At 72.3% G+C, this 26,624-nt stretch carries 24 protein-coding genes and 1 riboswitch; of the genes, 17 read left to right on the top strand and 7 right to left on the bottom strand.

Translation table 11 applies throughout. The features are described 5' to 3' along the window. Nucleotides 1-127 precede the first annotated feature (127 nt). From ACFYYH_RS17970 to ACFYYH_RS17940, 7 genes are all read left to right on the top strand, one after another. Nucleotides 128-1,372, top strand: a complete 1,245-nt coding sequence (locus tag ACFYYH_RS17970; RefSeq protein ID WP_388551638.1) for an anion permease — start codon at nucleotides 128-130, stop codon at nucleotides 1,370-1,372. 86 nt (nucleotides 1,373-1,458) lie between these two features. Next, nucleotides 1,459-1,689, top strand: a complete 231-nt coding sequence (locus tag ACFYYH_RS17965; RefSeq protein ID WP_388551637.1) for a hypothetical protein — start codon at nucleotides 1,459-1,461, stop codon at nucleotides 1,687-1,689. A 138-nt stretch (nucleotides 1,690-1,827) separates the two neighbouring features. Further along, nucleotides 1,828-1,967, top strand: a riboswitch (cobalamin riboswitch). Nucleotides 1,968-1,999: 32 nt separating this feature from the next. Beyond that, nucleotides 2,000-3,064 (top strand): cobalamin biosynthesis protein, encoded by a 1,065-nt coding sequence (locus ACFYYH_RS17960; protein ID WP_388551635.1) that lies wholly within the window; start codon nucleotides 2,000-2,002, stop codon nucleotides 3,062-3,064. Then, nucleotides 3,061-4,755 carry a cobyric acid synthase gene (locus ACFYYH_RS17955; protein ID WP_388551633.1) on the top strand — a complete coding sequence of 565 codons (1,695 nt, stop codon included), beginning with the start codon at nucleotides 3,061-3,063 and terminating at the stop codon, nucleotides 4,753-4,755. Before ACFYYH_RS17960 ends, ACFYYH_RS17955 begins: the two co-directional genes overlap by 4 nt. A gap of 34 nt (nucleotides 4,756-4,789) precedes the next feature. Beyond that, nucleotides 4,790-6,934 (top strand): putative cobaltochelatase, encoded by a 2,145-nt coding sequence (locus ACFYYH_RS17950; RefSeq protein ID WP_388551631.1) that lies wholly within the window; start codon nucleotides 4,790-4,792, stop codon nucleotides 6,932-6,934. Then, a complete protein-coding gene (cobO, locus tag ACFYYH_RS17945; RefSeq protein ID WP_388551629.1) occupies nucleotides 6,934-7,533 on the top strand; it encodes a cob(I)yrinic acid a,c-diamide adenosyltransferase in 600 nt (199 codons plus the stop codon). Before ACFYYH_RS17950 ends, cobO begins: the two co-directional genes overlap by 1 nt. After that, the gene (locus tag ACFYYH_RS17940; RefSeq protein WP_388551627.1) at nucleotides 7,527-9,035 is read left to right on the top strand and encodes a cobyrinate a,c-diamide synthase; all 1,509 of its coding nucleotides are present in this window, start codon (nucleotides 7,527-7,529) and stop codon (nucleotides 9,033-9,035) included. The genes cobO and ACFYYH_RS17940 overlap by 7 nt, the downstream gene beginning before the upstream one ends. Before the next feature lie 63 nt (nucleotides 9,036-9,098). Here ACFYYH_RS17940 and ACFYYH_RS17935 read toward each other — a convergent pair whose 3' ends face one another. After that, complete coding sequence (locus ACFYYH_RS17935) at nucleotides 9,099-9,977, bottom strand: ZIP family metal transporter (protein WP_388551626.1); 879 nt, start codon at nucleotides 9,975-9,977, stop codon at nucleotides 9,099-9,101. 120 nt (nucleotides 9,978-10,097) lie between these two features. On the opposite strand from ACFYYH_RS17935, the gene ACFYYH_RS17930 reads away from it, so the two are divergent. From ACFYYH_RS17930 to cobC, 3 genes are all read left to right on the top strand, one after another. Continuing rightward, on the top strand, nucleotides 10,098-10,616 hold the full coding sequence (locus tag ACFYYH_RS17930) for a cobalamin biosynthesis protein (RefSeq protein ID WP_388551625.1): 519 nt from the start codon (nucleotides 10,098-10,100) through the stop codon (nucleotides 10,614-10,616). 107 nt (nucleotides 10,617-10,723) lie between these two features. After that, nucleotides 10,724-10,981 carry a hypothetical protein gene (locus ACFYYH_RS17925; protein WP_388551624.1) on the top strand — a complete coding sequence of 86 codons (258 nt, stop codon included), beginning with the start codon at nucleotides 10,724-10,726 and terminating at the stop codon, nucleotides 10,979-10,981. Beyond that, nucleotides 10,965-12,026, top strand: coding sequence for an Rv2231c family pyridoxal phosphate-dependent protein CobC (cobC, locus tag ACFYYH_RS17920; protein ID WP_388551622.1), 1,062 nt, complete (start codon nucleotides 10,965-10,967; stop codon nucleotides 12,024-12,026). Before ACFYYH_RS17925 ends, cobC begins: the two co-directional genes overlap by 17 nt. A gap of 298 nt (nucleotides 12,027-12,324) precedes the next feature. On the opposite strand, the gene ACFYYH_RS17915 is transcribed toward cobC, so the two are convergent. Together ACFYYH_RS17915 and ACFYYH_RS17910 are read right to left on the bottom strand one after the other, a co-directional pair. Next, the gene (locus ACFYYH_RS17915; protein WP_388551620.1) at nucleotides 12,325-13,281 is read right to left on the bottom strand and encodes an SCO1860 family LAETG-anchored protein; all 957 of its coding nucleotides are present in this window, start codon (nucleotides 13,279-13,281) and stop codon (nucleotides 12,325-12,327) included. 357 nt (nucleotides 13,282-13,638) lie between these two features. Then, nucleotides 13,639-14,736, bottom strand: coding sequence for an amidohydrolase family protein (locus ACFYYH_RS17910; RefSeq protein WP_388551618.1), 1,098 nt, complete (start codon nucleotides 14,734-14,736; stop codon nucleotides 13,639-13,641). A gap of 92 nt (nucleotides 14,737-14,828) precedes the next feature. Here ACFYYH_RS17910 and ACFYYH_RS17905 point away from each other — a divergent pair, with 92 nt between their 5' ends. From ACFYYH_RS17905 to thpD, 5 genes are all read left to right on the top strand, one after another. Next, nucleotides 14,829-15,884, top strand: coding sequence for a pyridoxal-phosphate-dependent aminotransferase family protein (locus ACFYYH_RS17905; protein WP_388551712.1), 1,056 nt, complete (start codon nucleotides 14,829-14,831; stop codon nucleotides 15,882-15,884). A 403-nt stretch (nucleotides 15,885-16,287) separates the two neighbouring features. Continuing rightward, nucleotides 16,288-16,851 (top strand): diaminobutyrate acetyltransferase, encoded by a 564-nt coding sequence (ectA, locus tag ACFYYH_RS17900; RefSeq protein WP_388551616.1) that lies wholly within the window; start codon nucleotides 16,288-16,290, stop codon nucleotides 16,849-16,851. Between the two features lie 482 nt (nucleotides 16,852-17,333). Further along, a complete protein-coding gene (gene ectB / locus ACFYYH_RS17895; protein ID WP_388551614.1) occupies nucleotides 17,334-18,602 on the top strand; it encodes a diaminobutyrate--2-oxoglutarate transaminase in 1,269 nt (422 codons plus the stop codon). A 162-nt stretch (nucleotides 18,603-18,764) separates the two neighbouring features. After that, nucleotides 18,765-19,163: an ectoine synthase gene (locus tag ACFYYH_RS17890; RefSeq protein ID WP_388551613.1), complete on the top strand. Its 399-nt coding sequence runs from the start codon at nucleotides 18,765-18,767 to the stop codon at nucleotides 19,161-19,163. Between the two features lie 2 nt (nucleotides 19,164-19,165). Further along, nucleotides 19,166-20,080, top strand: a complete 915-nt coding sequence (gene thpD, locus ACFYYH_RS17885; protein WP_388551611.1) for an ectoine hydroxylase — start codon at nucleotides 19,166-19,168, stop codon at nucleotides 20,078-20,080. A gap of 99 nt (nucleotides 20,081-20,179) precedes the next feature. On the opposite strand, the gene ACFYYH_RS17880 is transcribed toward thpD, so the two are convergent. Further along, nucleotides 20,180-21,244 carry an alkene reductase gene (locus tag ACFYYH_RS17880; RefSeq protein WP_388551609.1) on the bottom strand — a complete coding sequence of 355 codons (1,065 nt, stop codon included), beginning with the start codon at nucleotides 21,242-21,244 and terminating at the stop codon, nucleotides 20,180-20,182. Between the two features lie 127 nt (nucleotides 21,245-21,371). Between ACFYYH_RS17880 and ACFYYH_RS17875 the strand changes: the two genes are divergently transcribed. Continuing rightward, nucleotides 21,372-21,908 (top strand): MarR family winged helix-turn-helix transcriptional regulator, encoded by a 537-nt coding sequence (locus ACFYYH_RS17875; RefSeq protein WP_388551607.1) that lies wholly within the window; start codon nucleotides 21,372-21,374, stop codon nucleotides 21,906-21,908. Nucleotides 21,909-22,055: 147 nt separating this feature from the next. After that, nucleotides 22,056-23,738, top strand: a complete 1,683-nt coding sequence (locus ACFYYH_RS17870; RefSeq protein WP_388551605.1) for a serine hydrolase domain-containing protein — start codon at nucleotides 22,056-22,058, stop codon at nucleotides 23,736-23,738. Here ACFYYH_RS17870 and ACFYYH_RS17865 read toward each other — a convergent pair. The 3 genes from ACFYYH_RS17865 to ACFYYH_RS17855 all read right to left on the bottom strand — a co-directional run bounded on the left by ACFYYH_RS17865 (nucleotide 23,687) and on the right by ACFYYH_RS17855 (nucleotide 26,314). Next, nucleotides 23,687-24,730 carry an aminotransferase class V-fold PLP-dependent enzyme gene (locus tag ACFYYH_RS17865; protein ID WP_388551603.1) on the bottom strand — a complete coding sequence of 348 codons (1,044 nt, stop codon included), beginning with the start codon at nucleotides 24,728-24,730 and terminating at the stop codon, nucleotides 23,687-23,689. The two genes, ACFYYH_RS17870 and ACFYYH_RS17865, sit on opposite strands and share 52 nt — an antisense overlap. Nucleotides 24,731-24,799: 69 nt before the next feature. Further along, the gene (locus ACFYYH_RS17860) at nucleotides 24,800-25,528 is read right to left on the bottom strand and encodes a DsbA family oxidoreductase (RefSeq protein WP_388551601.1); all 729 of its coding nucleotides are present in this window, start codon (nucleotides 25,526-25,528) and stop codon (nucleotides 24,800-24,802) included. A 450-nt stretch (nucleotides 25,529-25,978) separates the two neighbouring features. Continuing rightward, nucleotides 25,979-26,314, bottom strand: coding sequence for a DUF6193 family natural product biosynthesis protein (locus ACFYYH_RS17855; protein ID WP_388551710.1), 336 nt, complete (start codon nucleotides 26,312-26,314; stop codon nucleotides 25,979-25,981). Between the last annotated feature and the right edge of the window lie 310 nt (nucleotides 26,315-26,624).

Below are 26,624 nucleotides of genomic sequence, written 5' to 3'. Positions count from 1 at the left end.
GATCATCCGAACAGATCCACGCCGACGTCAGCGGGAGACACCGCGAAGCCCTGCGCAGTTCATCTTCCGTTCACCCTGACTCCCTACGTTCACCGAGGCCCCCTACGTCGAACGATTGCCTGGGTAAATGGAACACATCACACTGCTGCTTGCGATCGTGATCGTGACGGCGCTCGTGTTCGATTTCACGAACGGTTTCCATGACACCGCCAACGCGATGGCGACGACCATCTCGACCGGCGCCCTGAAGCCCAAGACCGCGGTGGCCATGTCCGCCGTTCTGAATCTGGTCGGCGCGTTCCTCTCCGTGGAGGTCGCCAGAACGATCTCCGGCGGGCTCATCAACGAGAACGGCATCCGGACAGAAGTGATCTTCGCGGCGCTCGTCGGCGCCATCCTCTGGAATCTCTTCACCTGGCTGCTCGGCCTGCCGTCCAGTTCCTCCCACGCCCTCTTCGGCGGACTGATCGGCGCCACCCTGATGTCCGTCGGCGCCTCCGGGGTCAACGGCGGTGTCGTCATCACCAAGGTGCTCATCCCGGCGCTCGCCGCTCCGGTCGTCGCGGGTCTCGCGGCGCTGCTGGCCACCCGGCTGACGTACCGCATCGGCCGCGGTACGGACGACAGGGCCACCGCCAAGGGCTATCGCGCGGGGCAGATCGCCTCCGCCGGTCTGGTCTCCCTCGCCCATGGCACCAACGACGCGCAGAAGACCATGGGCGTCATCACGCTCGCGCTGGTCACCGGCGGGGTGCTCGCGCCCGGCTCCAACCCCCCGATGTGGGTCATCGTCTCCGCGGGCACGGCGATCGCGCTCGGTACGTATCTCGGCGGCTGGCGCATCATCCGCACCATGGGCACCGGCCTCACCGATCTCAGGCCGCAGCAGGGCTTCGCCGCCCAGACCAGCGCCGCGACCGTCATCCTGGCCTCCTCCCACCTGGGCTTCTCGCTCTCCACCACCCAGTCCTGCTCCGGGGCCGTGATGGGCGCCGGCCTCGGCCGCAAGGGCGGTGTGGTCCGCTGGTCCACCGCCACCCGGATGTTCATCGCCTGGGGGCTGACCCTGCCCGCCGCGGGTCTGGTCGCCGCCTGCGCGGAGTTCCTGACCGGCCAGGGCAGTTGGGGCGTCGCGGTCGTCGCCGCGCTGCTGGTGGCGTTCTCCGGCGCGATCTGGCTCGCCTCGCGCCGCCGCCCGGTCGACCACACCAATGTCACCGAGAACGAGGCCGGGGAGCCCGCCGACGCCGTGGCCAACGGCGTCGCGGCCGTCGCCCCGCCCCCCACGGCCGGTGCCGCGCAGGACCTCTCGGCCACCATCCCGTCCCCTCCGGGCGGCGCCGGTGAGCCGGCCCGCACCGCCTCGGTCTGAACCGTCCCGGTCCGAACCATCTCGATCCGAACCCTCTCGGTCCGAACCATCGCGGTCCGAACCGCCTCGGTCTAAGGAAAGAACGTATGAAGATCGACTGGGCAGCACTCGGCTCCGTCTTCGGGGTCAGCCTCGTGGCGACCGTCGCCCTCGTGGGCCTGTTCACCCTGGGCATCGTGGGTCTCGCCAGGCGCGAGTCCGCCGTCGCGCAGGGCGGCGGTACGGGCACGGCGGCGCTGGCGCGCACGGGTGCGTACGCCTGCTTCGCCCTCTGCGCGGCGGCCGTGGCGTACGGGATCTATCTGATCGTCGCCTGACCCCCGCCCCTGTCCCGCCCGTCCCGCCCGTCCCGCCCGTCCCGCTTCGCCTCGCCTCGCCCCGCATCGCCCCGGCCCTTACGGGGCGATGTGGGGCTTCGCACACTGTCCCGCCGCAGGTCAGGGATGGGTTGACGGGTGTTCACGGGGCGTGGTGGACTGCCGGGGCCATTACGGCGGCAGAAGAGGAAGCCGGTGCGAATCCGGCGCGGTCCCGCCACTGTCACTGGGAACTGTCCCAGGAGCCAGGAACTCTCGCCGCCGCATCACGTCGAGCCGGGGCGCGGACCCTGAGTGAGGACATTTCGCCATGCCTGGCAGCGGTTCGGCCGCCGTGCGCGGCGGCGGTGCGACCGCCGAGCGGGTCTTCGCGTACGGCGCGGCCCTGGGGCTCCTGGGCGACCGGCTGTTCGGCGATCCGCGCCGGGGGCATCCGGTGGCCGCGTTCGGCCGGGCGGCGGGGGCCGTCGAACGGGCGCTGTGGCACGACCACCGAGGCTGGGGCACGCTGCACACGCTGGTGTGCGCCGGAGGCGCCGCCGGTCTCGCGGTCCTCGCGGCCCGGGGTGCACGGGGAGCACGGGGAGTACGGGGTGTACGGGGTGTACGGGGTGGAGGAGGCATCCCGGAGAGCCGTGCCGCCTCCGTCACGCTGACCGCCCTGGCCACCTGGTCCGTCGTCGGCGGCACCTCCCTGGGCCGGGAGGCGCGCGCGATCGGCGCCGCGCTCACCGCCGGGGACCTCGCGCTGGCCAGGGAGCGGCTGCCACGGCTGTGCGGGCGTGACCCGCAGGCACTGGACGGACAGCAACTCGCGCGCGCCGTCGTGGAGTCCGTCGCCGAGAACACCTCGGACGCCGTCGTGGGCGCGCTGGTGTGGGGGGCGATCGCGGGCGTGCCCGGACTGGTGGGATTCCGCGCGGTGAACACGCTGGACGCGATGGTGGGTCACCGGTCCGCCCGGTACCGCAGGTTCGGCTGGGCGTCGGCCCGGCTCGACGATCTGGCAGGCTGGCCGGGCGCCCGGCTGACCGCCGCCCTGGCCGCCGTCGCCGGTGACGATCCGCGCGGGGCCCTGCGGGCGGTGCGGCAGGACGCGCGCAGGCATCCGAGCCCCAACGCGGGCCCGGTGGAGGCGTCGTTCGCGGGCGCGCTGGGCGTACGGCTCGGCGGGACACTCGCGTACGGCGGACGGGTGGAGCACCGGCCCGTACTGAACGGTGAGGGGCGGCCCGTGACGACGGCCGACATCGAGCGGGCCGTGCGGCTGTCGCGCCGGGTGGGCGGATACGCCCTCGCGGTCTGTGCCGCCGGCCGGTTCGCGTACGGCGCGCTGCGCCGCCGTGCGGCGGACACGGGAAGGGGACTGGGATGAGCCGGGGCGGGCGCGGCGGGGGTCTGCTGGTGGCCGGGACCACCTCGGACGCGGGCAAGAGCGTCGTCACGGCGGGGATCTGCCGGTGGCTCGTACGCCGGGGGGTGAAGGTCGCCCCGTTCAAGGGGCAGAACATGTCGCTGAACTCGTTCGTGACGCGCGAGGGCGCGGAGATCGGACGGGCGCAGGCGATGCAGGCGCAGGCGGCCCGGGTGGAGCCGACGGCGCTGATGAATCCCGTGCTGCTGAAGCCCGGTGGCGACCGCAGCAGCCAAGTGGTGCTGATGGGGCGGCCGGTGGGCGAGCTGAGCGCCCGGGGTTTCTTCGGCAGCCCGGGAGGCGGGACCTCCGGACTCTCCGGACAGCCCGGCGTGCCCGGAAAGCCCGGCGTGTCAGGGGAGTTGGCGGGGGCCGGCGAGCGGGCGGGGGCCAACGCGGTCGCGGGGGCCGGCGCGACGGTCTCGGAGAGCGTGCTGCGCGGGGGGCGGGAGGCCCTGCTCGGCCCCGTCCTGGAGTGCCTGGAGGAACTGCGCTCCACCTATGACGCGGTGATCTGCGAGGGCGCGGGCAGCCCGGCCGAGATCAATCTGCGCCGTACCGACATCGTGAACATGGGCGTCGCGCGGGCCGCGCGTCTGCCCGTGGTGGTGGTCGGGGACATCGACCGGGGCGGGGTCTTCGCCTCGTTCTTCGGTACGACCGCGCTGCTGAGCCCCGAGGACCAGGCCCTGGTCGCGGGGTATCTCGTGAACAAGTTCCGGGGCGATGTGTCCCTGCTGGAGCCCGGTCTGGAGATGCTCCGGGGACTGACAGGACGGGCGACGCTGGGGGTGCTGCCCTGGCGGCACGGCCTCGGCATCGACGAGGAGGACGGACTGCGTATCTCGCTGCGCGGCACCGTGCGCGAGTCCCTGGTGGCTCCCCCGCACGGCGAGGAGGTGCTGCGGGTCGCGGTCTGCGCCGTACCCCTGATGTCCAACTTCACCGATGTGGACGCGCTCGCGGCCGAACCGGGCGTGGTCGTACGGTTCGTGGACCGCCCCGAGGAGCTGGCCGACGCCGATCTCGTGGTGGTGCCCGGCACCCGTGGCACCGTGAAGGCGCTGGCGTGGCTGCGGGAGCGCGGGCTCGCCGACGCCCTGGCGCGGCGGGCCGCCGAGGGGCGTCCCGTCCTGGGGATCTGCGGCGGCTACCAGATCCTCGGTGAGCACATCGACGACGAGGTGGAGTCACGGGCGGGCGCCGTGGCCGGACTGGGGCTGCTGCCCGTACGGGTGCGGTTCGCCCGCGAGAAGACCCTGGCCAGACCGTCCGGGACGGCCCTCGGCGCGCCCGTGGAGGGGTACGAGATCCATCACGGCGTCGCGGAGGTGCGGGGCGGGGACGCCTTTGTCTCCGACGCCGGCGGACGGGCGCTGGACGGCTGCCGGGTGGGCGCCGTCCAGGGCACGCACTGGCACGGGGCGCTGGAGAGCGACACGTTCCGGCGGCGCTTTCTGACGGAGGTGGCGCGGACGGCCGGCCGGCGTTTCGTCCCCGCGCCCGACACGAGCTTCGGCGCGCTGCGCGAGGAACAGCTCGACCTTCTCGGTGATCTCGTCGAGGAGCACGCGGACACGGACGCCCTGCTGCGGCTGATCGAGGAGGGGGCGCCGGCCGGGCTGCCCTTCATCCCCCCGGGGGCCCCATGACCACCACCGCCGTACTCGAAGGAGCGATCAGCATATGAGCATCCCCTATCCGTTCACCGCCATCGTGGGGATGGACGATCTGCGGCTGGGCCTGCTGCTCAACGCGGTCAGTCCGGCGGTCGGCGGAGTCCTCGTGCGCGGGGAGAAGGGCACGGCGAAGTCCACAGCCGTACGGGCCCTGGCCGCCCTGCTGCCCGAGCTGGCGGTGGTCGCCGGGTGCCGGTTCGGCTGTGATCCCGCCGCGCCCGATCCGCACTGCCCGGACGGACCGCACGAGACCGGGCCGGGGGTCTCCAGGCCCCCGCGCATGGTCGAACTGCCCGTCGGCGCCTCCGAGGACCGGCTCGTCGGGGCCCTGGACATCGAACGGGCGCTGTCGGAGGGCGTGAAGGCCTTCGAACCCGGGCTGCTCGCGGACGCCCACCGGGGGGTGCTCTATGTCGACGAGGTCAATCTCCTCCATGACCATCTGGTCGATCTGCTGCTGGACGCCGCCGCCATGGGCGCCTCGTACGTGGAGCGCGAAGGCGTCTCCGTACGGCATGCCGCGCGCTTTCTGCTCGTCGGCACGATGAACCCCGAAGAGGGCGAGCTGCGCCCGCAGTTGCTCGACCGCTTCGGGCTCACCGTGGAGGTCGCGGCCTCGCGGGAGCCGGAGCTGCGGGTGGAGGTCGTACGGCGGCGGCTCGCGTACGACGACGATCCGGCCGGCTTCGCCGCGCGCTGGGCCGGCGAGGAGACCGCGCTGCGGGAGCGGATCGTCGCGGCGCGCGCGCTGCTGCCCGGGGTGCGGCTCGGGGACACCGCGCTGCTCCAGATCGCCGCGACCTGCGCCGCCTTCGAGGTGGACGGGATGCGCGCGGACATCGTGATGGCGCGGACCGCGACGGCGCTGGCCGCGTGGGCGGGGCGTACGGCGGTACGCCCCGAGGACGTGCGGCAGGCCGCGCTGCTCGCGCTGCCGCACCGGCGGCGCCGCAATCCGTTCGACGCGCCTGGGCTGGACGAGGACAGGCTCGACGACACGCTGGAGCGGTTCAAGGGCGAGGACGGCCACGGGGACGGCCACGGGGGTGACGGCGGGGACGACGACCCGGACGGCGGCGGTCCCGGCGGCCCGGACGGACCCGGTGGTGGCATCCCGCCGCAGGGCGGCCCCGAGGCGACGGGGACACCGCCGGAGTCGGGCGCGAGGCGGCACGACGCGCCCGCGGAGCCGGAACCGCCGGCCGGGCCCGAGCCCGGGACGGAGCCCGACGGCCGGCCGCGGGACCCGGCCGCCGATGCCGGAGCGGGTGCCGGAGCGGGCGCGGGTGCCGGTGCCGGTGAGCAGTCCGCCGTACGGGCCGCCGAGCCGTTCCGTACGAAGACACTGAGCGTCCCCGGGCTGGGCGAGGGCGCCGCCGGACGCCGTTCCCGGGCCCGTACCGACCACGGCAGGACGACCGGATCGCGCAGGCCCCGGGGCACGCTGACCAAGCTGCATCTCGCGGCGACCGTCCAGGCCGCGGCCCCGCACCAGCGGGCGCGCGGGCGCGGCGGCCCCGGACTGGTGGTCCGCAGGGACGATCTGCGGCAGGCGACCCGGGAGGGGCGCGAGGGCAATCTCGTGCTGTTCGTGGTCGACGCGTCCGGGTCGATGGCGGCCAGACGGCGGATGAGCGCGGTGAAGGGCGCGGTGCTCTCGCTGCTGCTGGACGCGTACCAGCGGCGCGACAAGGTCGGTCTGGTCACCTTCCGGGGCAGGGCGGCCGAGGTGGCCCTGCCGCCGACCTCGTCGGTGGACGCGGCGGCGGCGCGGCTGGAGTCGCTGCCGACGGGCGGGCGCACCCCGCTCGCCGCCGGGCTGCTCAAGGCCCATGACGTGCTACGGGTGGAGCGGATACGCGATCCCGCGCGCCGTCCGCTGCTGCTGGTGGTGACGGACGGCCGTGCGACGGGCGGTCCCGATCCGGTGGCGCTGGCCGCGCGCGCGGCCCGGCTGCACGCGGCGGAGGGAACGGCCTCGGTGGTCGTGGACTGCGAGTCGGGGCCGGTACGGCTGGGACTGGCCGGTTCGCTCGCCGCCGCGCTGGAGGGCACGGCCATCACACTCGACGCCCTGCGGGCCGACAGCATCGCCGGTCTGGTCAGGGACGTACAGCAGGTCAGCAACGGACGCCCCAGGAGGGCCGCGTAATGCCGCAGGGACAGCCGGAAACCGTTCCGGACGACGGTCTCACCACCCGCCAGCGCCGCAACCGCCCGCTGGTGCTCGTGCACACGGGCACCGGCAAGGGCAAGTCGACGGCGGCGTTCGGGCTCGCGCTGCGCGCGTGGACCCAGGGCTGGCCGATCGGGGTGTTCCAGTTCGTGAAGTCGGCGAAGTGGCGGGTCGGCGAGGAGCGCGCGCTGACGGTGCTGGGGGCGAGCGGCGAGGGCGGTTCCGTCGCCTGGCACAAGATGGGCGAGGGCTGGTCCTGGGTGCAGCGCGACAGCCAGCTCTCCAACGAGGAGGCGGCGCGCGAGGGCTGGGAGCAGGTCAAGCGCGATCTGGCGGCCGAGACGCACAAGCTGTACGTCCTGGACGAGTTCGCCTATCCGCTGCACTGGGGCTGGGTGGACACGGACGAGGTGATCGAGGTGCTGCGCGACCGCCCCGGGACCCAGCATGTGGTGATCACCGGGCGCAACGCCCCCGGGAAACTGACCGACTTCGCGGATCTGGTCACCGAGATGACCAAGGTCAAGCACCCGATGGACGCGGGCCAGAAGGGCCAGCGGGGCATCGAGTGGTGAACGTCCCGCGTCTGGTCGTCGCCGCGCCCGCCTCCGGCAGCGGCAAGACCACCGTCGCGACGGGGCTGATGGCGGCCTTCTCGGAGCGCGGTCTCGCCGTGTCCCCGCACAAGGTGGGGCCCGACTACATCGATCCGGGGTATCACGCGCTGGCGGTGTCCGCCGGGGGCGGCCGGGCCCGCCCGGGGCGGAATCTCGACGCGTACATGTGCGGCCCGGGGCTGATCGGGCCGCTGTTCGCGCATGGCGCGGCGGGCTGTGACCTGGCGGTCGTCGAGGGCGTGATGGGGCTGTACGACGGCGCGTCCGGCCAGGGCGAACTGGCCTCCACCGCCCAGGTGTCGAAGCTGCTGCGGGCGCCGGTGGTGCTGGTGGTGGACGCCTCGTCGCAGTCCCGTTCCGTGGCGGCGCTGGTGCACGGTTTCGCCTCCTGGGATCCGGAGGTACGGATCGGCGGGGTGATCCTCAACAAGGTCGCCACGGACCGGCACGAGCGGCTGCTGCGCGACGCGCTGGACGAGTCGGGTGTGCCGGTGATGGGGGTGCTGCGGCGCGCCGGACAGGTCGGTACCCCTTCGCGCCATCTCGGTCTGGTGCCGGTGGCCGAGCGGCGGGCGGAGGCGGTCGCGGCGATGCGTGAGCTGGCCGGACGGGTGCGGGCGGGCTGTGATCTGGAGGCGCTGCTGGCGCTGGCGCGCAGTGCTCCCCCGCTGGACACGACGGCGTGGGAGCCGGGGTTCGCGGCGTCCGAGCCGCCCGCGCCGGTCGCGGCCGCATCGGTCGCGGCCGCATCGGTCCGGGCCGCGCCGGTTCCGGCGGGCGCGTCCCTCACGTCGACGGATCAGGCAGGGCCGGCCGGCCGGGCCGACCGGGCCGGCCTGCGTGTTCCGGCGCGGCGCGGGCGGCCGGTGATCGCGGTGGCCGGCGGGTCCGCGTTCACCTTCTCGTACGCGGAACACACCGAGCTGCTGACGGCCGCGGGCGCGGACGTCGTACCGTTCGACCCGCTGCGTGACGAGGCCCTTCCCGACGGGACAGGGGGTCTGGTGATCGGGGGCGGCTTCCCCGAGGTGTACGCGCCGGAGCTGTCGGCCAACGAGCCGCTGCGCAAGGCCGTGGCGGAGCTGGCGTTCTCCGGTGCTCCGGTGGCCGCCGAGTGCGCCGGGCTGCTGTATCTGGCGCGCTCCCTGGACGGGCGGCCGATGTGCGGGGTGCTGCCCGCCGACGCGCGGATGTCGGAGCGGCTGACGCTGGGCTACCGCGAGGCGGTGGCGGTCGGCGACAGCGCGCTGGCGAGGGCCGGAACCCGGGTGCGGGGGCACGAGTTCCACCGGACGGTGGTGGAGCCCGGCGCGGGGGACGCCCCCGCCTGGGGCGTGGTCCACCCGGACCGCCGGGTGGAGGGCTTCGTCCGAGGCGGCGTGCACGCGAGCTATCTGCATACGCACTGGGCGGCGGCGCCGGAGATGGCGCGGCGGTTCGTGGAGCGGTGCCCGGCGTGAGCGGGCGGTGAGCGGACGGTGAGCGGGCTCTCGGGCGTGCCGGCCGGTGCCGGGCCTCGTGCCTCAGCCCGCGAGACCGACCACCAGCCAGATGAAGGCCACGCCCAGGACCGTGCAGAGCAGGGTGGAGCGGGCCGGGTGCTCATGATGTGCCTCGGGCAGGATCTCGGCCGCGGCCAGATAGAGCAGGGCTCCGCCGAAGAATCCCAGATAGCCGGCGAGCGCCTCCTCGGGCAGGGTGAACAGCAGGGTGGACGCGGCGCCCACCACGGGCGCGATCGCGTCCGCGACGAGCATCACGAGCGCCCGGCGCCGGTCGTTCCCGTACAGGCTGGTGAGCGTGTACGTGTTGAAGCCGTCGGCGAAGTCATGGGCGATGACGGCGAGCGCGACGGCGGCGCCCATCCCCTCGCCGACCTGGAAGGCCGCGCCGAGGGCGATGCCGTCCATGACGCTGTGGCCCACCATGGCCGCCGCGGCGGTCAGTCCGACCTCGGGCACCCGGTCGGTCGCGCCGCGGGCCGCGTCCCGGCCGGGATCCCGGTCCACGCCGGGGGCGGCCGGGTGGGCGGCGCTCCGGCGGCCCCCGGGTCCCGCGCCGTACGGGACGGACTCGCGGGAGGCGGCGTCGCGCGCGTCGCCCGGCCGCGCCACGCCCTCCTGCGGGGCGCCGCCGTGGGAGGCCTGACGAACCGCGAGCAAACGTTCCACCAGATGGGCTACCAGAAAGCCGCCGACGAAGAGCAGCAGTGCCCGCGGGACACCGAAGATCTCGCCGCCCGCCGCGCGCATCGCCTCCGGCAGCAGATCCAGGCCGACGACACCGAGCATCAGCCCTCCGGCCAGGCCCAGTACGAGATGGCGGCGGTCGGTGACGCGTTGCGCCGTCCAGCCGCCGAACAGCGTCATGAGGAACGCGCCGAGCGCGACGATCACGGCCATGCGCCCCTGCATAGCCGATCGGGGGCCCCTCTCGCACATCCGGAACACGGCCCGGGGCGGTGTCCGGAACGGGAGGCGGAGCCGGAGGCGGAACGGAAGGCGGGGCCGGGGCCGGACACCGTGCTTCGCCCGGAGCCGGAACTGGAGCACGAGGCGGACCAGGAAGCCGGGCTTCGGCCGGGGGCGGGGCCCGGACCGGGGCTGGTCATCGGGGTCGGCGCGCGCGGCGGCGCCTGCGTCGGGGAACTGCTCGGGCTGATAGCCGACACGCTGCGGGACGCCGGGCTCGCGCCAGGCTCCGTCGTCGGGCTGGCGACCCTCGACACCAAGGCCGGTGATCCCGCGGTCACCGGGGCCGCCGCACGGCTGGGCGTGCCCGTACGGGGATACGCGGCCGGCCTGCTGGCCACGGTCGTCGTGCCGAACCCGTCCGGCGCGCCGCTGGCCGCCGTGGGGACGGCGTCCGTCGCGGAGGCCGCCGCGCTCGCCGAGGGGGGCGTACTCCTCGTACCGAAGCGGAAGTCGAACCCCCGGGGCCGGCCGGCCGCGGTCACCTGTGCCGTGGCGTACAGGGGCCGGTGCCGAGTGGAACCGGCGGAAGCGGAGATGATGTCGGTGTGGACGGTGGAAGACCGTTGACGGTGGAGAGTTGACGGCAGCGAACGGCGGTCACGCGCGACAGCGCGTGCCGCCTGATGACGCCCCGGGATCCCGGGGCGTCCGGACGGCAGGCGGAAGGGAGCCCGGTGACCCGCGTCATCCAGCCCATGAAGAGCGTGGCGCCCCGGCAGCGGGGTCCGTATCCGCCCGGGGCGCGCTGTGAGAGCCCCGCCCGGCGCGCGACGCCCGGCACGGCCGGTGCGCAGGGCATGCACGGCATGTACGGCACGCCCGGTGCGGCCGATGCGGCCAGCACCGCCGGCACGCACGGCACCGCCGGTGCGCCCGGCACGGCCGCGATATCCGGCGCTCGACCGAATGACGGCCATGTCTACGCGCGGTGATCTCCATGATCTGCGCCATCACGGCGATGTCGAGCTGCGGGACGGCGCGGAGGGGCTGATCGATCTCGCGGTCAATGTCCGTACGGGCACTCCCCCCGAGTGGTTGCGTACCCGTATCGCCGAGTCGATGGCCGGGCTCGCGGCGTATCCGGACGGACGGGCCGCGCGGGCGGCGGTCGCGGCGCGGCACGGGCTGCCGGTGGAGCGGGTGCTGCTGACGGCGGGGGCGGCGGAGGCGTTCGTGCTGCTCGCCCGCGCCCTGCCGGTCCGCCGGCCGGTGGTCGTCCATCCGCAGTTCACCGAGCCGGAGTCGGCGCTGCGGGACGCGGGGCACACGGTGGGGCGGGTGCTGCTGCGGATGGCGGACGGCTTCCGGCTCGATCCGGGCGCGGTCCCGGAGGAGGCGGATCTGGTCGTCGTCGGCAATCCCACGAATCCGACGTCCGTGCTCCATCCCGCCGAGGTCATCGCGAGGCTCGCCCGTCCCGGGCGGACGCTGGTGGTGGACGAGGCGTTCATGGACGCGGTGCCGGGGGAGCCTCAGTCGCTGGCGGGCCGTACGGATGTGCCGGGGCTGGTGGTGCTGCGGAGCCTCACCAAGACCTGGGGGCTCGCGGGGCTGCGGATCGGTTATGTCCTGGCCGAGCCGGGGACGGTGGCCGCGCTGGAGCGGGCGCAGCCCCTGTGGCCGGTCTCGACGCCCGCGCTGGCCGCGGCGGAGGCGTGCATGTCGCCGGACGCCCTCGCCGAGGCGGAGCACGCGGCGTGCCGGACGGCGGTGGAGCGCGCCCATCTGCTGGCCGGGCTCGCGGAGTTCGAGGAAGTGCGGGCCGTGGAGGCGGCGGAGGGGCCGTTCGTCCTGGTCCGTATGGCACGCGCGGACGCGGTACGGGCCCGGCTGCGCACCCTCGGCTTCGCCGCGCGCCGAGGGGACACGTTCCCGGGGCTGGGCCACGAATGGCTGCGCCTCGCGGTCCGCGACCGCACCACGACGAACCGTTTTCTCCAGGCCCTGGACCAGGCGCTGACGGCGGTGGGCACCTGACGGCCCCGCCACGGAGCGATCGGCGGTACGGCCGCCCTCCGGCCGTACCGCCCCGGACCGTTGTTCCCCGTGTTTCCCGGCCCGTGGCACCCCGGATCGTTCTCCCTGGCCCGTAGCGCCTCCGATCGCCGTTCGCCGACCCGTACCGCCGCGCGGCGAACCGCTGTGCCGCGGAACCGCCGCGCCGCCTTCGTGCGTGCGTACGGCGAGCGGGGCCCGCTCGACGCGGGCACCGCTCGCCGTCCTGGCCTCCCGGGCCCCCTTGGCCCCAGAGCCTTCCGCTGGGCCTTCCCCCGGGTCAGCGCTTGGCGCGGCTCCTCGCCAGGGCGATCGTGGCGCCGCCCGCCGCGAACAGCAGTGCCGCGCCGCCCGCCAGATACGGCGTCAAGGAGCTGCCGCCCGTCTCGGCGAGGTTCTCCCCGGCCGGCTCGGCGCCGGTCTGCGGCTTCAGATCGGCCGGGTCGGCCGGAGCGGCCGGAGCGGCGGGGTCGGCCTGTTCCGGCTGCTCCGGCCGCTCCGGAGCCGTCGCGCTCTTCTCCGGCGTCTCACAGGTGGCCCCCGCGAGCGTGAGGGAGCCCTCCACCTCGGCGACGTTCAGCTTGAGCGGGTTCAGCGCCACCTTGAGTTCCAGCGCCGCCGCCGCGGCCGTACGGGACGTGGTGTGCGTCTTGGACAGTTCGAGCGTCACCTCGCCCACCCCCGGCGCCTCGACCCGCGTCGTACCGCCCGCGGAAAGCGTGACCCGCTTGCCGAGCACCGTCACCGGGCCGAGCAGATTGGACTCGGCGACCGGCCGCTCACCGGCCGCGCAGACCGCCGTGGAGGTGACCTCCTGGATCTCGACGAGGGAGAGCAGCGGCAGTCCGGGGACATGGACCTTCGCGTGGGCGAGCCGGGTCCGCCCCTCCGCCCTGTGCGCGTCGGCCGTCGCCTTCGCGTGGGCCACATCGGCGCGGAGCACGGTGAAGGGCCTGCCCCCGTCGACCCCGTCCAGCGTGACGCTCAGCGCGGTCTTCTCGGCGCTCGCCGGGGCCTCGACCTCGTTGAGCGCGGCCTTGAGCGGCACCTGGACGGTCCTGTTGAGCAGGGACACATCGAGGTCGGTCCTGAGCACGACCGCGCCCGCCCGCCCCGTGCTCCCGCCCTCGGTGGCCTGCGCCGGGGCGGCGAGGAGCACCGGCCCCGCCGTCAGCGCGGCGGCGGCCGCGACGGCGGCGCAGCGGCGTGCGGGCATGCGGAAGGTATTGCTGTTCACGATGTGGAACCCCCACAAGAGACTTGGCGTCGCCGGCCCGCCGAACGGGGACACGCGGCGGTGGCGACCGACACACCGGAATCTTTACGCACGAAGAGTGAACTGGCGGGCACCTGGGGTGAGTTCACTCCAAAGTGGGGTTTCCGGGTTCATATTCGATTCTTGTGGCACGTGCGTTCTTCGCCGCGCCGCCCGTGACGGGGCGCGGGGGGTGCGCCGGTCCACGACCGCGGAGCACGCGTAAGAGAGATCAACGACCCGGGCGGCCCTCGCGTCACCCCCCGTCCGTCACGCCCCGTCGGTCACCCGCCCGCGTCACGCCCCGTCCATCACGCGCCCGTCCATCGCACGCCCGCGTCACGCCCCGTCGATCACCCGCCCGTTCAGCACGATCTGCCGCGGCGCCGCCAGGACCTCGACGTCCGCCCGGGGATCCTCGTCGTACACCACCAGATCCGCCGGGGCGCCCTCCTCCAGCCCCGGGCGGCCCAGCCAGCGCCGCGCGCCCCAGACGGCCGCCGAGAGGGCGTCCACGGGCGGGATGCCGGCCTTCACCAGCTCCGCGACCTCGGCCCCCACCAGACCGTGGGCAAGCCCACCGCCCGCGTCCGTGCCGGCGTAGACCGGGATGCCCGCGTCGTAGGCCGCGCGCACGGTGTCGTAACGGCGCTCGTGGAGCCGGTTCATATGCGCCGACCAGCGCGGGTACTTGTCCGCGCCACCCGCCGCGAGCCGCGGGAACGTCGCGATGTTCACCAGGGTCGGGACGATGGCCACACCGTGCTCCGCGAAGAGCGGAATGGTGTCCTCGGTGAGCCCCGTCGCGTGCTCGACGCAGTCGATGCCCGCCTCCACGAGATCGCGCAGGGCGGCCTCGGCGAAGCAGTGCGCGGTGACCCGGGCGCCGAGCCGGTGCGCCTCCGCGATCGCCGCCTCGACCTCGCCGCGCGGCCAGCAGGCGGTCAGATCGCCCGCGTCCCGGTCGATCCAGTCACCGACGAGCTTGACCCAGCCGTCACCGCGCCGGGCCTCCTGGGCGACCACGGCGACCAGGTCCTCCGGCTCGATCTCATGGGCGAAATTCCGGATGTAGCGGCGGGTACGGGCGATGTGCCGGCCGGCCCTGATGATCTTCGGCAGGTCCTCGCGGTCGTCGATCCAGCGGGTGTCTGCGGGTGATCCGGCGTCCCTGAGCAGCAGGGCACCCGCGTCCCGGTCGCCGAGCGCCTGCTTCTCGCTGGTCGCGGGGTCGACCGCGCCGTGGTGGTCCAGGCCGACATGGCAGTGGGCGTCGACCAGACCGGGCAGCGCCCAGCCCCGGACGGTACGGATGTCGCGGGCGCCGGCCGGCCGCTCGTAGCTGACCCTGCCGCCCACCACCCACAGCTCGTCCCTGACCTCCTCGGGTCCGACAAGCACCCGCCCCTTCACCCGCAGCACCGCCTGATCACTCATGAACAGCACTGTACGAGGCCGTGGGTACCCTCGACCGGGACAATTCCGAACACCGGTCCGAAGCCGGTGACACCGTCGAAGAGAGCACCGCTGTGACACACCCGCTGCTGGACCTGCCCCCGCTGACCGCCGCGCACTTCGCCTCGATCGAGCGCCGCGTCGCCGCGCTGCTCGCCACCGAGAACGATGTCGTGATCATGCAGGGCGAGGCCCTGCTGCCGCTGGAGGCCTGTGTCCGGGGCGGCGCGCGGCCCGGCTCGACGGCGCTGAACGTGGTCACGGGACCGTACGGCCAGACCTTCGGCAACTGGCTGCGTGACTGCGGAGCCACGGTCGTCGACCTGGAGGTGCCGTTCCACTCCGCCGTGACCGCCGACCAGGTCGCCGCGGCCCTCGCCGCGCACCCCGGGATCGACTTCGTCTCGCTGGTGCACGCCGAGGCGGCGACCGGCAACACCAACCCCGTCGCCGCGATCGGTGAGGTGGTACGGGCCCATGGCGCGCTGTTCATGCTGGACGCCGTCGCCTCGGTGGCCGCCGAGCCGCTGCTGACGGACGCCTGGGGCGTGGACCTCTGTGTGATCGGCGCGCAGAAGGCGATGGGCGGACCCGCCGGGGTCTCGGCGGTGTCGGTGAGCGCACGCGCCTGGGAGCGCTTCGCCGCCCATCCCGGCGCGCCCCGCCGCTCGTACCTCTCGCTGCTGGACTGGAAGGAGCGGTGGATCGACACGGGCCGCAGGGCGCTCCCGCACGCCCCCGCCCAGCTCGAAATGCTGGCGCTGGAGGCGTCCGTCGAGCGGATCGAGGCCGAGGGCCTGGACACGGTGATGGCCCGGCACGCCTCCGCCGCGGCGGCCACCCGCGCGGGCGCGGTGGCGCTGGGACGGGATCTGGAGCCATTCGTCCATGAGGCGTCGGCGGCCGCTCCGGTGGCGACGACGCTCCGCACCCCGCCCGGGACCGACGCCGCGGAGGTGGTGGCCAAGGCCCTGGCCGCCGACCCCTCGCTGCCGCTGATCGCGGGCGGCGGAGCGCTGGCCTCGGAGATGATCCGCGTCAACCACTACGGCCCCCACGCCACCCCCGAGGCCGTACGGTCCGCGCTGGACGCCCTGGACGCCGCGCTCGGCGCCGCTCAGGGGAAGTGACCGCGGGGCGGGTCGGCATTACCTCTCGCATATCAAATATTGACTATTGACTATTGACTATTGACGCGAGAATGAGTGGCGATAACGCATCACGGTTTTTTTGAATTCTTTTTCCACGGGCAGTTTCCCGTAAGCTTCTGCCCGCCGATCCACAGCCTAAACACAGAGGTTTCCGAGGGGCTCGGACGCGATTCCAGGTGATATCCGACGGGTCTCACCAGCGTTACGAATATGTGACCGAGTCCACAAGCGCAGCCGTCTTGCCCAGAAATCTCCGCATATTATACCCATCTATGTGAGACGGCGCACAGGCAGCCGCGCACGCGTGATAACACATGTCGGCTTCTTGCCCAACCCCTCCCCGAGATGCATGTTTTGAATGCCCTCGGTAAATTCAATACCTATGACCGCCGCACAAGCAGACCTTGCAGGCGCCCGAAGCGAATTCACCCCATCCTTGACGATCGACGCCCCACGAGTGGAGGACGGAGCCGCGATCTGGCGCATCGCCCGTGACTCCGAGGTACTGGACCTCAACTCCTCGTACAGCTACCTGCTGTGGTGTCGTGACTTCGCGGCCACGTCCGTCGTCGCCCGCGACGACGGAGGAGTACCGATCGCCTTCGTGACGGGATACGTCCGCCCCGAGCGTCCCGACGTGCTGGTCGTCTGGCAGGTGGCCGTCGACCGCGAGCAGCGGGGCCGCGGGCTCGCCGGCACTTTGCTCGACGCGCTCACCGCCCGGGTGGCGCGAGAGCCGGGGATCTCGTCGGTCGAGACGACCGTGACCCCCGACAACACCGCCTCGGACCGGTTGTTCACCGCGTTCGCCGCGCGTCATGGCGCGACGCTGACGCGTGAGGTCCTCTTCGACGGCCGGCTGTTCCCCGACGGGACGCACCAGCCGGAGGTGCTGTACCGGATCGGCCCGCTCTCCCGGCCCGCCGGACGGACGCGGACGCCCTGAGCAGATGAGCGTGCCGGCGCGGCCCGTGGGCCGACTGGACGCGCCGGGTACGTCAGGTGTCCCGGACGCCCAGCCGCCGTCGCGGGTGCCCCAGGTGGCCAGGTCGTCCCGCGTGGCCAGGTGTCCCCCGCGCGCGCCGGGTGCGTGGATCGCCATGGAGGTGAGCACGCCGACGCGTCCGAACCGGTCATGCCGGGTGGACACGGCGCCGCCGGTGGACACGTTCCGGCACCTGAGCGCGTCGGAGCCCATGGACCGGACGCGTCGGAGCCCATGGACCCGCGCGCACAGGGGCACGGAGGCACAGGCGCACGCAGGCACAGGGGCATACGCCGCGCCACGCGAGTGAGGCACCTGAGCCACGACGAAGCACCTGAGCCGAGCCGCACACCAGCACCGTCCGCCGCCCCGGACCGGTCGACGAGGACACACCCCTCCCCCCTCTCCCTCTCCTCACCCACTCCCATCGGCAGGAGATTCCTGTGACTATCACCCCGCCCGCACTGAGCGTCTTCGAGACCCTTGAGTCCGAGGTCCGCAGCTACTGCCGCGGCTGGCCCGCCGTGTTCGACCGTGCGCAGGGCAGCCGCCTCACCGACGAGGACGGCCACAGCTACCTCGACTTCTTCGCCGGCGCCGGATCGCTCAACTACGGCCACAACAACCCGGTGCTGAAACGCGCGCTGATCGACTACATCGAGCGCGATGGCATCACCCATGGCCTCGACATGGCGACGACCGCGAAACGCGCCTTCCTGGAGTCCTTCCAGAATGTGGTGCTCCGGCCGCGCGATCTGCCGTACAAGGTGATGTTCCCGGGCCCGACCGGCACGAACGCCGTCGAGTCCGCCCTCAAACTGGCCCGCAAGGTGAAGGGCCGGGAGTCGATCGTCTCCTTCACCAACGCGTTCCACGGCATGTCGCTGGGCTCGCTCGCCGTCACCGGCAACGCGTTCAAGCGCGCCGGGGCCGGTATCCCGCTGGTCCACGGCACCCCGATGCCGTTCGACCACTATCTGGACGGCCGGACCCCGGACTTCCTCTGGTTCGAGCGCCTGCTGGACGACCAGGGCTCCGGACTGAACAAGCCCGCCGCGGTGATCGTCGAGACGATCCAGGGCGAGGGCGGCATCAATGTCGCGCGCCCCGAGTGGCTGCGGGAACTGGCCGCCCTCTGCCACCGCCAGGACATGCTGCTGATCGTCGACGACATCCAGATGGGGTGCGGCCGTACCGGCGCCTTCTTCTCCTTCGAGGAGTCGGGCATCACCCCGGACATCGTCACCCTGTCGAAGTCGATCAGCGGCTACGGGCTTCCCATGTCGCTCTGCCTCTTCCGCCCCGAGCTGGACATCTGGGAGCCGGGCGAGCACAACGGCACCTTCCGGGGCAACAACCCGGCCTTCGTCACCGCAGCCGCCGCGCTCACCACGTACTGGGCGGACGGCCAGATGGAGAAGCAGACCATCGCGCGCGGTGAGCAGATCGAGCGGGCCCTCGCGGCGATCTGCGCCGAGAGCACCGGTACGACCGCGGAGTTCCGGGGCCGGGGCCTGGTCTGGGGCCTGGAGTTCGCGGACAAGGAGCGGGCATCCGCTGTATGTGCGCGTGCGTTCGAACTGGGGCTGCTGCTGGAGACCTCGGGCCCGGTCGGCGAGGTGGTGAAGCTGCTGCCGCCGCTCACCGTCACCCCCGAGGAACTGGACGAGGGCCTGCGCACACTGGCCCGCGCGGTCCTGGAGACGGCCTGACGCACCGGCGCGGCGCGCGGCACACCGTACCCGCGCGTCGTCCGGACGGAGAAGGACCCCGGACAGGGCAGGAGACCCGGGCAGAGCAGAGACCCGGACGGACAAGGACAAGAAAGAAACAGAGAAGCCAGAACAGCGCAGAGAGAAAGGCGGCAACACGCCGTGATCGTCCGATCGTTCAAGGACATCGAGAACACCGACCGCCATGTGAAATCGGCCTCGGGCACCTGGGAGAGCAAGCGCATCGTGCTCGCCAAGGAGAACGTCGGCTTCTCCCTCCACGAGACCGTGCTCTACGCGGGTACGGAGACGTCGATGTGGTACGCCAACCACATCGAGGCCGTGCTGTGTGTGGAGGGCGAGGCCGAACTCACCGACGACGAGACGGGTGAGACCCACTGGATCCGGCCCGGCACGATGTATCTGCTGGACGGACACGAGCGCCACACGCTCCGCCCCAAGACCGACTTCCGCTGTGTATGCGTCTTCAACCCGCCGGTGACCGGGCGGGAGGACCATGACGAGAACGGGGTCTATCCGCTGCTGACCGAGGAGGGCTGACGATGACCACCACTCCCGTACGTTCGGAACGTACCGAACGTACCGACCTCTACCCCACCCGTGGCCGCCGCGAGGTGACCACCCCGCGGCAGGACCCCGTCGTCTGGTCGGCACCGGGCGCCCCGGGACCGGCCTCCGCCGCGGACCTCGGGGACTTCGAGCGGGACGGCTTCCTCACCGTGGACCGGCTGATCGGCCCCGACGAGGTGGCGTTCTACCGCGCCGAACTGGAACGACTGGTCGCCGACCCCGCCGTACGCGCGGACGAGCGCTCGATCATCGAGCCCCAGTCCAAGGACGTGCGGTCGGTCTTCGAGGTCCACCGCATCAGCGAGATCTTCGCCGGGCTGGTGCGCGACGAGCGGGTGGTCGGCCGCGCCCGCCAGATCCTCGGCTCGGACGTCTATGTCCACCAGTCGCGGATCAATGTGAAGCCGGGCTTCGGCGCCTCGGGCTTCTACTGGCACTCGGACTTCGAGACCTGGCACGCGGAGGACGGTCTGCCGAACATGCGGACCGTCTCCGTCTCGATCGCGCTGACCGAGAACTACGACACCAACGGCGGGCTGATGATCATGCCCGGATCGCACATGTCGTTCCTCGGCTGCGCGGGTGAGACACCCCAGGACAACTACAAGCAGTCGCTGAAGATGCAGGACGCCGGCACGCCGTCGCACGAGGCGCTGACGAGCATGGCGGACCAGCACGGCATCAGGCTCTTCACCGGGCGGGCCGGTTCTGCGACCTGGTTCGACTGCAACTGCATGCACGGGTCGGGCGACAACATCACGCCCTACCCGCGCAGCAATGTGTTCATCGTGTTCAACAGCGTGGAGAACGCGGCGGTGGAGCCGTTCGCGGCGCCCGCGCCGCGGCCGGACTTCATCGGGGCCCGGGACTTCACACCGGTGCGCTGAGGCCGGTGCGGCACCGAGGCCCGCGCACCGGCGCCGGAGAGTGTGCGGACGCCGAACGGACGCGGGGCGGACCGTCATGGTCCGCCCCGCGTCGGTGTGTCAGTTCTCCAGGGACGGATAGTCGATGTAGCCCTTGTCGTCGCCGCCGAAGAAGGACGCCGGGTCGGGGGTGTTGTACGGGCCGCCCGCCTTCAGCCGGGCCGGCAGATCGGGGTTGGAGAGGAAGAGCGCCCCGAAGGAGATGATGTCCGCCGTGCCGTCCTCGATCAGCTTCAGCTCGTCGGCGCCGGTGAATCCCTCGGTCGCGGCATTGAGGACGAGCGTCCCCGAGAACGCCTTGCGCAGCGCGGTGGTCAGCTCGCGCGTGTTCTCGATCAGGTGCAGATAGGCGAGGCCGATCGGCTCCAGCTCCTGGACGAGCGCGAGGTACGTGGCATCGGGCTCGGGCTCCTCGATGCTGTTGTACGGGTTTCCGGGCGAGATCCGGATCGCGGTGCGCGAGGCCCCGATCTCGTCGGCCACCGCGCGGGTCACCTCGACCGCGAAGCGGATACGGCCCTCCACGGAGCCGCCCCACTCGTCGGTGCGCACATTGGAGCCGGGGGCCAGGAACTGGTGAATCAGATAGCCGTTGGCACCGTGCAGCTCGACACCGTCGAACCCGGCCTCGATCGCGTTGCGGGCCGCGGAGGCGAAGTCGGCGATGGTCTCCCGTACCTCGTCGGAGGTCAGTTCGCGCGGGGTGACGAAGTCCTTGGGACCGTCATGGAGATAGACCTGTCCCTGCGGGGCGACGGCGGAGGCGCTGACCGGCACCAGACCGTCGGGAAGCAGATCGGGGTGGCCGATCCGGCCGGCGTGCATGAGCTGGACGAAGATCTTGCCGCCCTTGGCGTGTACGGCGTCGGTGACCTTGCGCCAGGCCGCGATCTGCTCGGCGCTGTGCAGACCGGGGGTGTCCGGGTACCCCTGGCCGACCACGGAGGGCTGGGTGCCCTCGGTGATGATCAGCCCGGCGGAGGCGCGCTGTGCGTAGTACTCCACCGTCGAGTCGGTGGGCGAGTGACCGGGGCCGAAGGCGCGGCTCCGCGTCATCGGGGCCATGGCGACACGGTTGGCGAGCTGCGTGCCCGAGAGGTCGATCGGGTCGAACGCGGTGGTCATGAAGGCTCCCAGAACGATAAGTGGGCGGTACGACAGGCTTGGCACCGACGCAATAGATGGTCGGCCAAGTAATCAACCGTGGATCACTCTAACTCATTCCTTGGCCGACCAAGCTAAACTCTGCCGCATGACCTCGGAGCACACGGACGACCCTGCCTGTAGCAGCGAACTCCCGGGCGCCGCGCGCGGCGGCCCGGTCAGCCACTCGCTGTCCCGGATCGCCCGGCTGCACCGTATCGCCGCGGGGAAGCTGCTGCGGCGCACCGGTCTCTATCCGGGCCAGGAACTCCTGATGATGCGCCTCTGGGACACGGACACGGCGCGCCAGTCCGAGCTGATCAAGTCGATGGACCTCGATCCGTCGACCGTCACCAAGATGCTTCAGCGGCTGGACCACTCGGGCTATGTGAAGCGCTCGGCCGACCCGGAGGACCGGCGGGCGGTACTGGTCGAGGCGACCCCGGACAGCTGCGGGCTGCGCTGGGAGGTCGCGGACGCCTGGACGGACCTGGAGGAGCACACGCTCGCGGGGCTCGACGAGACCGAGCGCGAGGAGCTGGCGCGGCTGCTCGCCAAGGTCGAGGAGAACCTCTGCAAGGAGACCCAGGACTGCCCGGAACGGCGGGCGGAGGCGCGGGAGCGTCCCGCGTCGGACCAGGCGTAGACGCGGCGGATCGGTGAGCGGGCGTATCGGTGACCCGTGTATCGGGGGCCGGTGTATCGGGGGTCGGCGTATCGGTGACCCGTGTATCGGGGGCCGGCGTATCGGGGGCCGGCGTATCCGCGCCGCCCAGGAAGGGGTGGTGCTCCGGTGAGCGGACGACTGGACGAGGTCCGGGACGGACTGGGTGAGTTCTGCGCCGAAGCCCTGCGGGAGTACGGGTGTCCCTCGGTCTCGGTCGCGGTGGCCGAGCGGGGCGAGGTGGTCCTCGCGGAGGCGTACGGTTACGCCGACACCGCCACGGGCCGGCCCGCGACGCCCGCCACGGCGTACGGACTGGCCTCCGTCACCAAGCCGATCACGGCGACCGCCGTCTGTCTGGCGGCCGACGAAGGACTGCTGGACCTGGACCAGCCGGTGCCCGTACACGTACCGGTGTCGGGGCCCGTACCGGTGCCCGTACACGTACCCCTGCCGGTGCCCGCGCCGGTGTCCGCTTTGGGTCCCGCATCCTCCGCTCCCCGACGGGCGCTGTTCGCCGACCACGGCCGGTGGCCGGAGCCGACGGTCCGCCAGTTGCTCCAGCACCGGGGCGGCTTCGGGGCGTTCTACGCCTGGGACTACGGGGACGGCGCCCGGACCGTCGACGCGGACGGATACACGGCGCTGTTCCGGGAGCCGGGCAGCGGCTTCGAGTACGCCAATCTCGGCTACCGCGCCCTGGGCCGGCTGCTGGAGGCCGTCACCGGACAGGAGCTGGGCGCCTTTGTACGGGAGCGGGTGTTCGAGCCGCTCGGACTCACCGGCTGCCAGGTCGCCCGTACCTACCCGGGCCCCGCCCCCTCGGCGGTCCGGTACACCGTCGACGGCCGCGCGTACCCGGACTACGGTTGCGACCACCCCGGTGCCACCCTCGGCTGGGCGCCGGCCGGCGAACTGGCTCTCTTCGCCCAGTCGTACGAGCGGCTGCTGAAACCGGAGACGGCGGCGGCCATGCGGGCGGGGCTCCCGGTCAACGCCCGGGTCGGTTACGGGCTCGGCTGGTGCGTCTCGTACGGCGAGGGTCCCGTGGTGCTGAGTCATGGCGGCGGCGGAGGCGGGGTGGCGTCGATGGCGGTCGCCGTCCCCGGACGACAGCTCTCCCTGGCCGTACTGACCAACTGCACCGCCAAGGGGGCGCGCGACGCGATCGTCCGGTACGTGCTGGACACGCTGGTCCCGGAGTGCGGCACCGAGCGTCTCTCGCCGCTGGTCCCCGACCCGGAGCGCCCCTTGACCCTGCCCCCGGGCGGTGTGTGGGCCGGCGGGATCGGTACGCCCGAGGGCACGATCCCCATCGAGCTACGCGTGCTGACGGAGGATCAGGTCGAGGTCCGGCTGGGCGGCGGAACGAACACCGGCACTGGCACCCGCACTGGCACCGACACTGGCACCGCCGCCGACCCGGCGACCGCCCGCAGCGAGAGCGTCCGTACGGTGGCGGTGGCGGTGGCGGTGGCGGTCGCCTCCGAGGCCTGGGATCTGCGGGCCGTCCTCCCCTTGCAGCTGCCGACGGCCGACGCGCGGATCAACAGCCCCGGTCTGCTGCTGGGCCTGCGGCGCGAAGGAGAACGGCTGACGGGGGTGGCCCATGCCTACAAGAACGGTGACGCCGAGGGCCTGTTGGGCAATTTCCTCAGCCACCCCTGCGAACTGACCACGGCCACCGAGGCCGCCACAACCACAGCGACAACCACGGCGACGGCGACGGGGCCAGTGACCGCCGTCCCCACCGCGGCCGCTCAGCCCGCCAGCACGTCCAGCGCCCGGTCCACGTCCGCGGCCGAGTTGTAGAGGTGGAAGGCGGCCCGTACATAACCCGCCCGGATCGCGACGGACACCTTCGCCCGTTCGAGATCGGCGTGACGGTGCGTCAGCCCCGGTACGGAGACGATGGCGGAACCCTCGGCGGGAACCGGCTCATGGCCGAGGCCGATCAGCCCCTCCCTGAAGCGGACGGCGAGCGCCGTGTTGTGCGCGTGGATCGTCCCGACACCGATCTCGTTCAGCAGCGCGAGGGACTTGGCGGCGCCGTGGTACGCGAGGAACGACGGCGGTTCGTCGAAGCGGCGCGCGGAGTGGGCCAGTTCCTCGACGGGACCGTACGTACTGCCCCAGAGATCCTCGGCCGCGACCCAGCCCGCGTGCAGCGGCGCCAGTGACTCCTGCGCCTCCTCGGTCACGGTGAGGAATGACGCACCGCGCGGGGAGACAAGGAACTTGAACCCGCCGGTGACGGTGTAGTCGAACGCCCCCGCGTCCAGCGGCAGCCACCCCGCCGACTGGCTGTTGTCCATCAGTGTGCGGGCGCCGTGCGCCGTGGCGGCGGCCCGTACCGCCGCCAGATCGGCCAAGCGGCCGTCCGCCGACTGGACCGAGGAGAACGCGACCAGCGCGGTGCCCGGCCGTACCGCCTCCGCGAGGTCCGCCAGGGGCGCGGACCGCAGCTTGAGGTCACCGCGCACGGCGAAGGGTGTGACCACCGAGCTGAACTCGCCCTCGGGGTGGAGGACTTCGGCACCGGGCGGCAGCGAGGCCGCGATCAGCCCGACATGGACCGAGACCGCGCCGCCGGTGGCGACGCGGTCGACGGGCACTCCGGCGAGCCGGGCGAAGGAGGCACGGGCGTCGCCGACGGTCTCGAAGCTGCCGGCACCCTCACCGGCCGCGTTCGCCTCCGCGAGCGCGCGTACGGCGGCGACGGCCGCGCGGGGCAGCAGACCGCAGGTGGCGGTGTTGAGATAGGTCGTGTCCGGCGCGAACTCGGCGCCTCCCAGGGTGTCCATGAACCCACCCTGGAACCCGCTCACCTCGTAGTCAATCGCGTTGTACTGAGGGCTACTCCCAAGCTGTCCTTATGCATGGGCTCCGGCCTGCGGAATCTCGCAGGAACCGTCGGTGTCGCACACCGCGGCATCCGGCGCGGAGACGGCGACGGGCGTGATCACCCGTCCCTGCCAGGCCTGCTCCAGCGCCTGGGTGAACAGTTCGGCCGGCTGCCCGCCGGAGACGCCGTACCGCCGGTCGAGCACGAAGAACGGCACCCCGTTCGCCCCCAGCTCGGCGGCCTCGCGCTCGTCGGCCCGTACGTCGTCGGCGTACGCCTCGGGGTCGGCCAGGACCCGGCGGACCTCGGCCTCCGCGAGCCCGGCCTCGACCGCGAGGCCCACCAGGGTCTCCTGGTCGTAGACGGAACGCTCCTCGGCGAAGTTGGCCCGGTACGCGAGCGTCAGCAGCGCGTCCTGCCGGCCGTGGGCCTTGGCGAGATGGAGCACCCGGTGGATGTCGAACGTACTGCCGTGGTCCCGCCCCTCGGTCCGGTAACCGAGCCCCTCGGACCGCGCGTTGGAGGCCACGTGCTCCTCCATGGCGAGCGCCTCCTCCGGGCTCCGCCCGAACTTCTTCGCGAGCATGTCCACCACCTGCACGGTGTCGCCCTTGGCCCGCCCGGGATCCAGCTCGAACGACCGGTGCACCACCTCGACCTCGTCCCGATGGGCGAAGGCCGCGAGGCCCTTCTCGAAGCGGGCCTTCCCGATGTAGCACCAGGGACAGGCGATGTCGCTCCAGATCTCGACGCGCATGTGTCTGCTTCTCTCCGCTTCCGTACGAGCCCGAGCGGAGACCCCCTCCGCCGCTACGGAAACACCCAGCCCCACCACCCCATTCCCACCCCACCCCGCCGCCCCCGCCACCCCGCCGAAGGACCGACAGCCCATGACACACCCGGGACCCATCACGGGGCGGCCCGTACACTCCCACGCTCTTCCTCGGCCACGCCCACATGGGCATCACCGCAACCGCCTACGCCCACGTACAACACCGCCTCCAGCGATAGGCCCTCGACACCCTCATCACCGCGCTCGACAGCCCTGAGACCACCGAGACGGTACGACGCTCCGACGGCGACGAACCGCCGCCCTGCCCCGCCCTCGTCCGCTGACGTTGCCGTCGACTACTGCCGTCACCCAACGCAGGAGCCCCGCCGACCCAATCAAGGCCGGCGGGGCTACTCATTCACTGAAGCGAACGCGTCATCCGTCACTCGCGAGAGCTTCAAAAGCCACAGCAAGGGCTTCTCTCAAAGAATCTACGACCGTCGGATCGAGCAAGCGAGGATTCTCCACTCGGTAGGAACCTCCAGAAAGCGGAGTAATGCACACCTCCTGGGCCCCTTGCTGTCGGTTCACCGATCTAAGCCGTAGCGTTCCATGGCTAAGGGTGGGGAAAAAATGACCGAACCGGCCATCCGTATAGGCTGCTTCCACTAGCGGGTGCTCCTCGGAGAACTCCTCAGAAGTCCGCAACCAATTCCACTGAGCGGGTACCGGGTCACCTGACTCGTGGGCTCTCGCTAGCCGCCCCGACATCATGAATGGGAACCTTCCAGTGAAGTTATCCACCGAAACACCATCCCGCCAGGCAGCCAATGCCTCAATCAGATCGTCTAGATCATCAGTGGCACCCTCAGCCCACGTGAATCCCTTCCCCTGGATTGCTACGTAGAAGGTCCTGCTTTGGCTACCGAGTTGAATAGAGGCCCTTCCGCGACTCGAATCAAGCTCAGCCGTGGCTAGCAGACCAGGTCCCGATGCGTAGTGACTGTAGAGCCGCCCCAGGTCAAGATTCTTCTTCCCGGCAGTTAGCTCCATCACCGAGATAAGGCCGCCCGCCGCGAGG

The sequence above is a fragment of the Streptomyces sp. NPDC002018 genome (assembly GCF_042890865.1).
Taxonomy (GTDB): Bacteria; Actinomycetota; Actinomycetes; order Streptomycetales; family Streptomycetaceae; genus Streptomyces.
Note: the sequence above shows the minus strand (reverse complement) of the source record. Positions and strands in the feature narration are given on the sequence as shown.

Bases quoted from the DNA above. Each gene is read 5' to 3' on its own strand.
- ACFYYH_RS17970 (WP_388551638.1), top strand. From the start codon at position 128: ATGGAACACATCACACTGCTGCTTGCGATCGTGATCGTGACGGCGCTC.
- ACFYYH_RS17965 (WP_388551637.1), top strand. From the start codon at position 1,459: ATGAAGATCGACTGGGCAGCACTCGGCTCCGTCTTCGGGGTCAGCCTC.
- ACFYYH_RS17960 (WP_388551635.1), top strand. From the start codon at position 2,000: ATGCCTGGCAGCGGTTCGGCCGCCGTGCGCGGCGGCGGTGCGACCGCC.
- ACFYYH_RS17955 (WP_388551633.1), top strand. From the start codon at position 3,061: ATGAGCCGGGGCGGGCGCGGCGGGGGTCTGCTGGTGGCCGGGACCACC.
- ACFYYH_RS17950 (WP_388551631.1), top strand. From the start codon at position 4,790: ATGAGCATCCCCTATCCGTTCACCGCCATCGTGGGGATGGACGATCTG.
- cobO (WP_388551629.1), top strand. From the start codon at position 6,934: ATGCCGCAGGGACAGCCGGAAACCGTTCCGGACGACGGTCTCACCACC.
- ACFYYH_RS17935 (WP_388551626.1), bottom strand. From the start codon at position 9,977: ATGGCCGTGATCGTCGCGCTCGGCGCGTTCCTCATGACGCTGTTCGGC.
- cobC (WP_388551622.1), top strand. From the start codon at position 10,965: ATGTCTACGCGCGGTGATCTCCATGATCTGCGCCATCACGGCGATGTC.
- ACFYYH_RS17910 (WP_388551618.1), bottom strand. From the start codon at position 14,736: ATGAGTGATCAGGCGGTGCTGCGGGTGAAGGGGCGGGTGCTTGTCGGA.
- ectA (WP_388551616.1), top strand. From the start codon at position 16,288: ATGACCGCCGCACAAGCAGACCTTGCAGGCGCCCGAAGCGAATTCACC.
- thpD (WP_388551611.1), top strand. From the start codon at position 19,166: ATGACCACCACTCCCGTACGTTCGGAACGTACCGAACGTACCGACCTC.
- ACFYYH_RS17880 (WP_388551609.1), bottom strand. From the start codon at position 21,244: ATGACCACCGCGTTCGACCCGATCGACCTCTCGGGCACGCAGCTCGCC.
- ACFYYH_RS17875 (WP_388551607.1), top strand. From the start codon at position 21,372: ATGACCTCGGAGCACACGGACGACCCTGCCTGTAGCAGCGAACTCCCG.
- ACFYYH_RS17865 (WP_388551603.1), bottom strand. From the start codon at position 24,730: ATGGACACCCTGGGAGGCGCCGAGTTCGCGCCGGACACGACCTATCTC.
- ACFYYH_RS17860 (WP_388551601.1), bottom strand. From the start codon at position 25,528: ATGCGCGTCGAGATCTGGAGCGACATCGCCTGTCCCTGGTGCTACATC.
- ACFYYH_RS17855 (WP_388551710.1), bottom strand. From the start codon at position 26,314: ATGTCGGGGCGGCTAGCGAGAGCCCACGAGTCAGGTGACCCGGTACCC.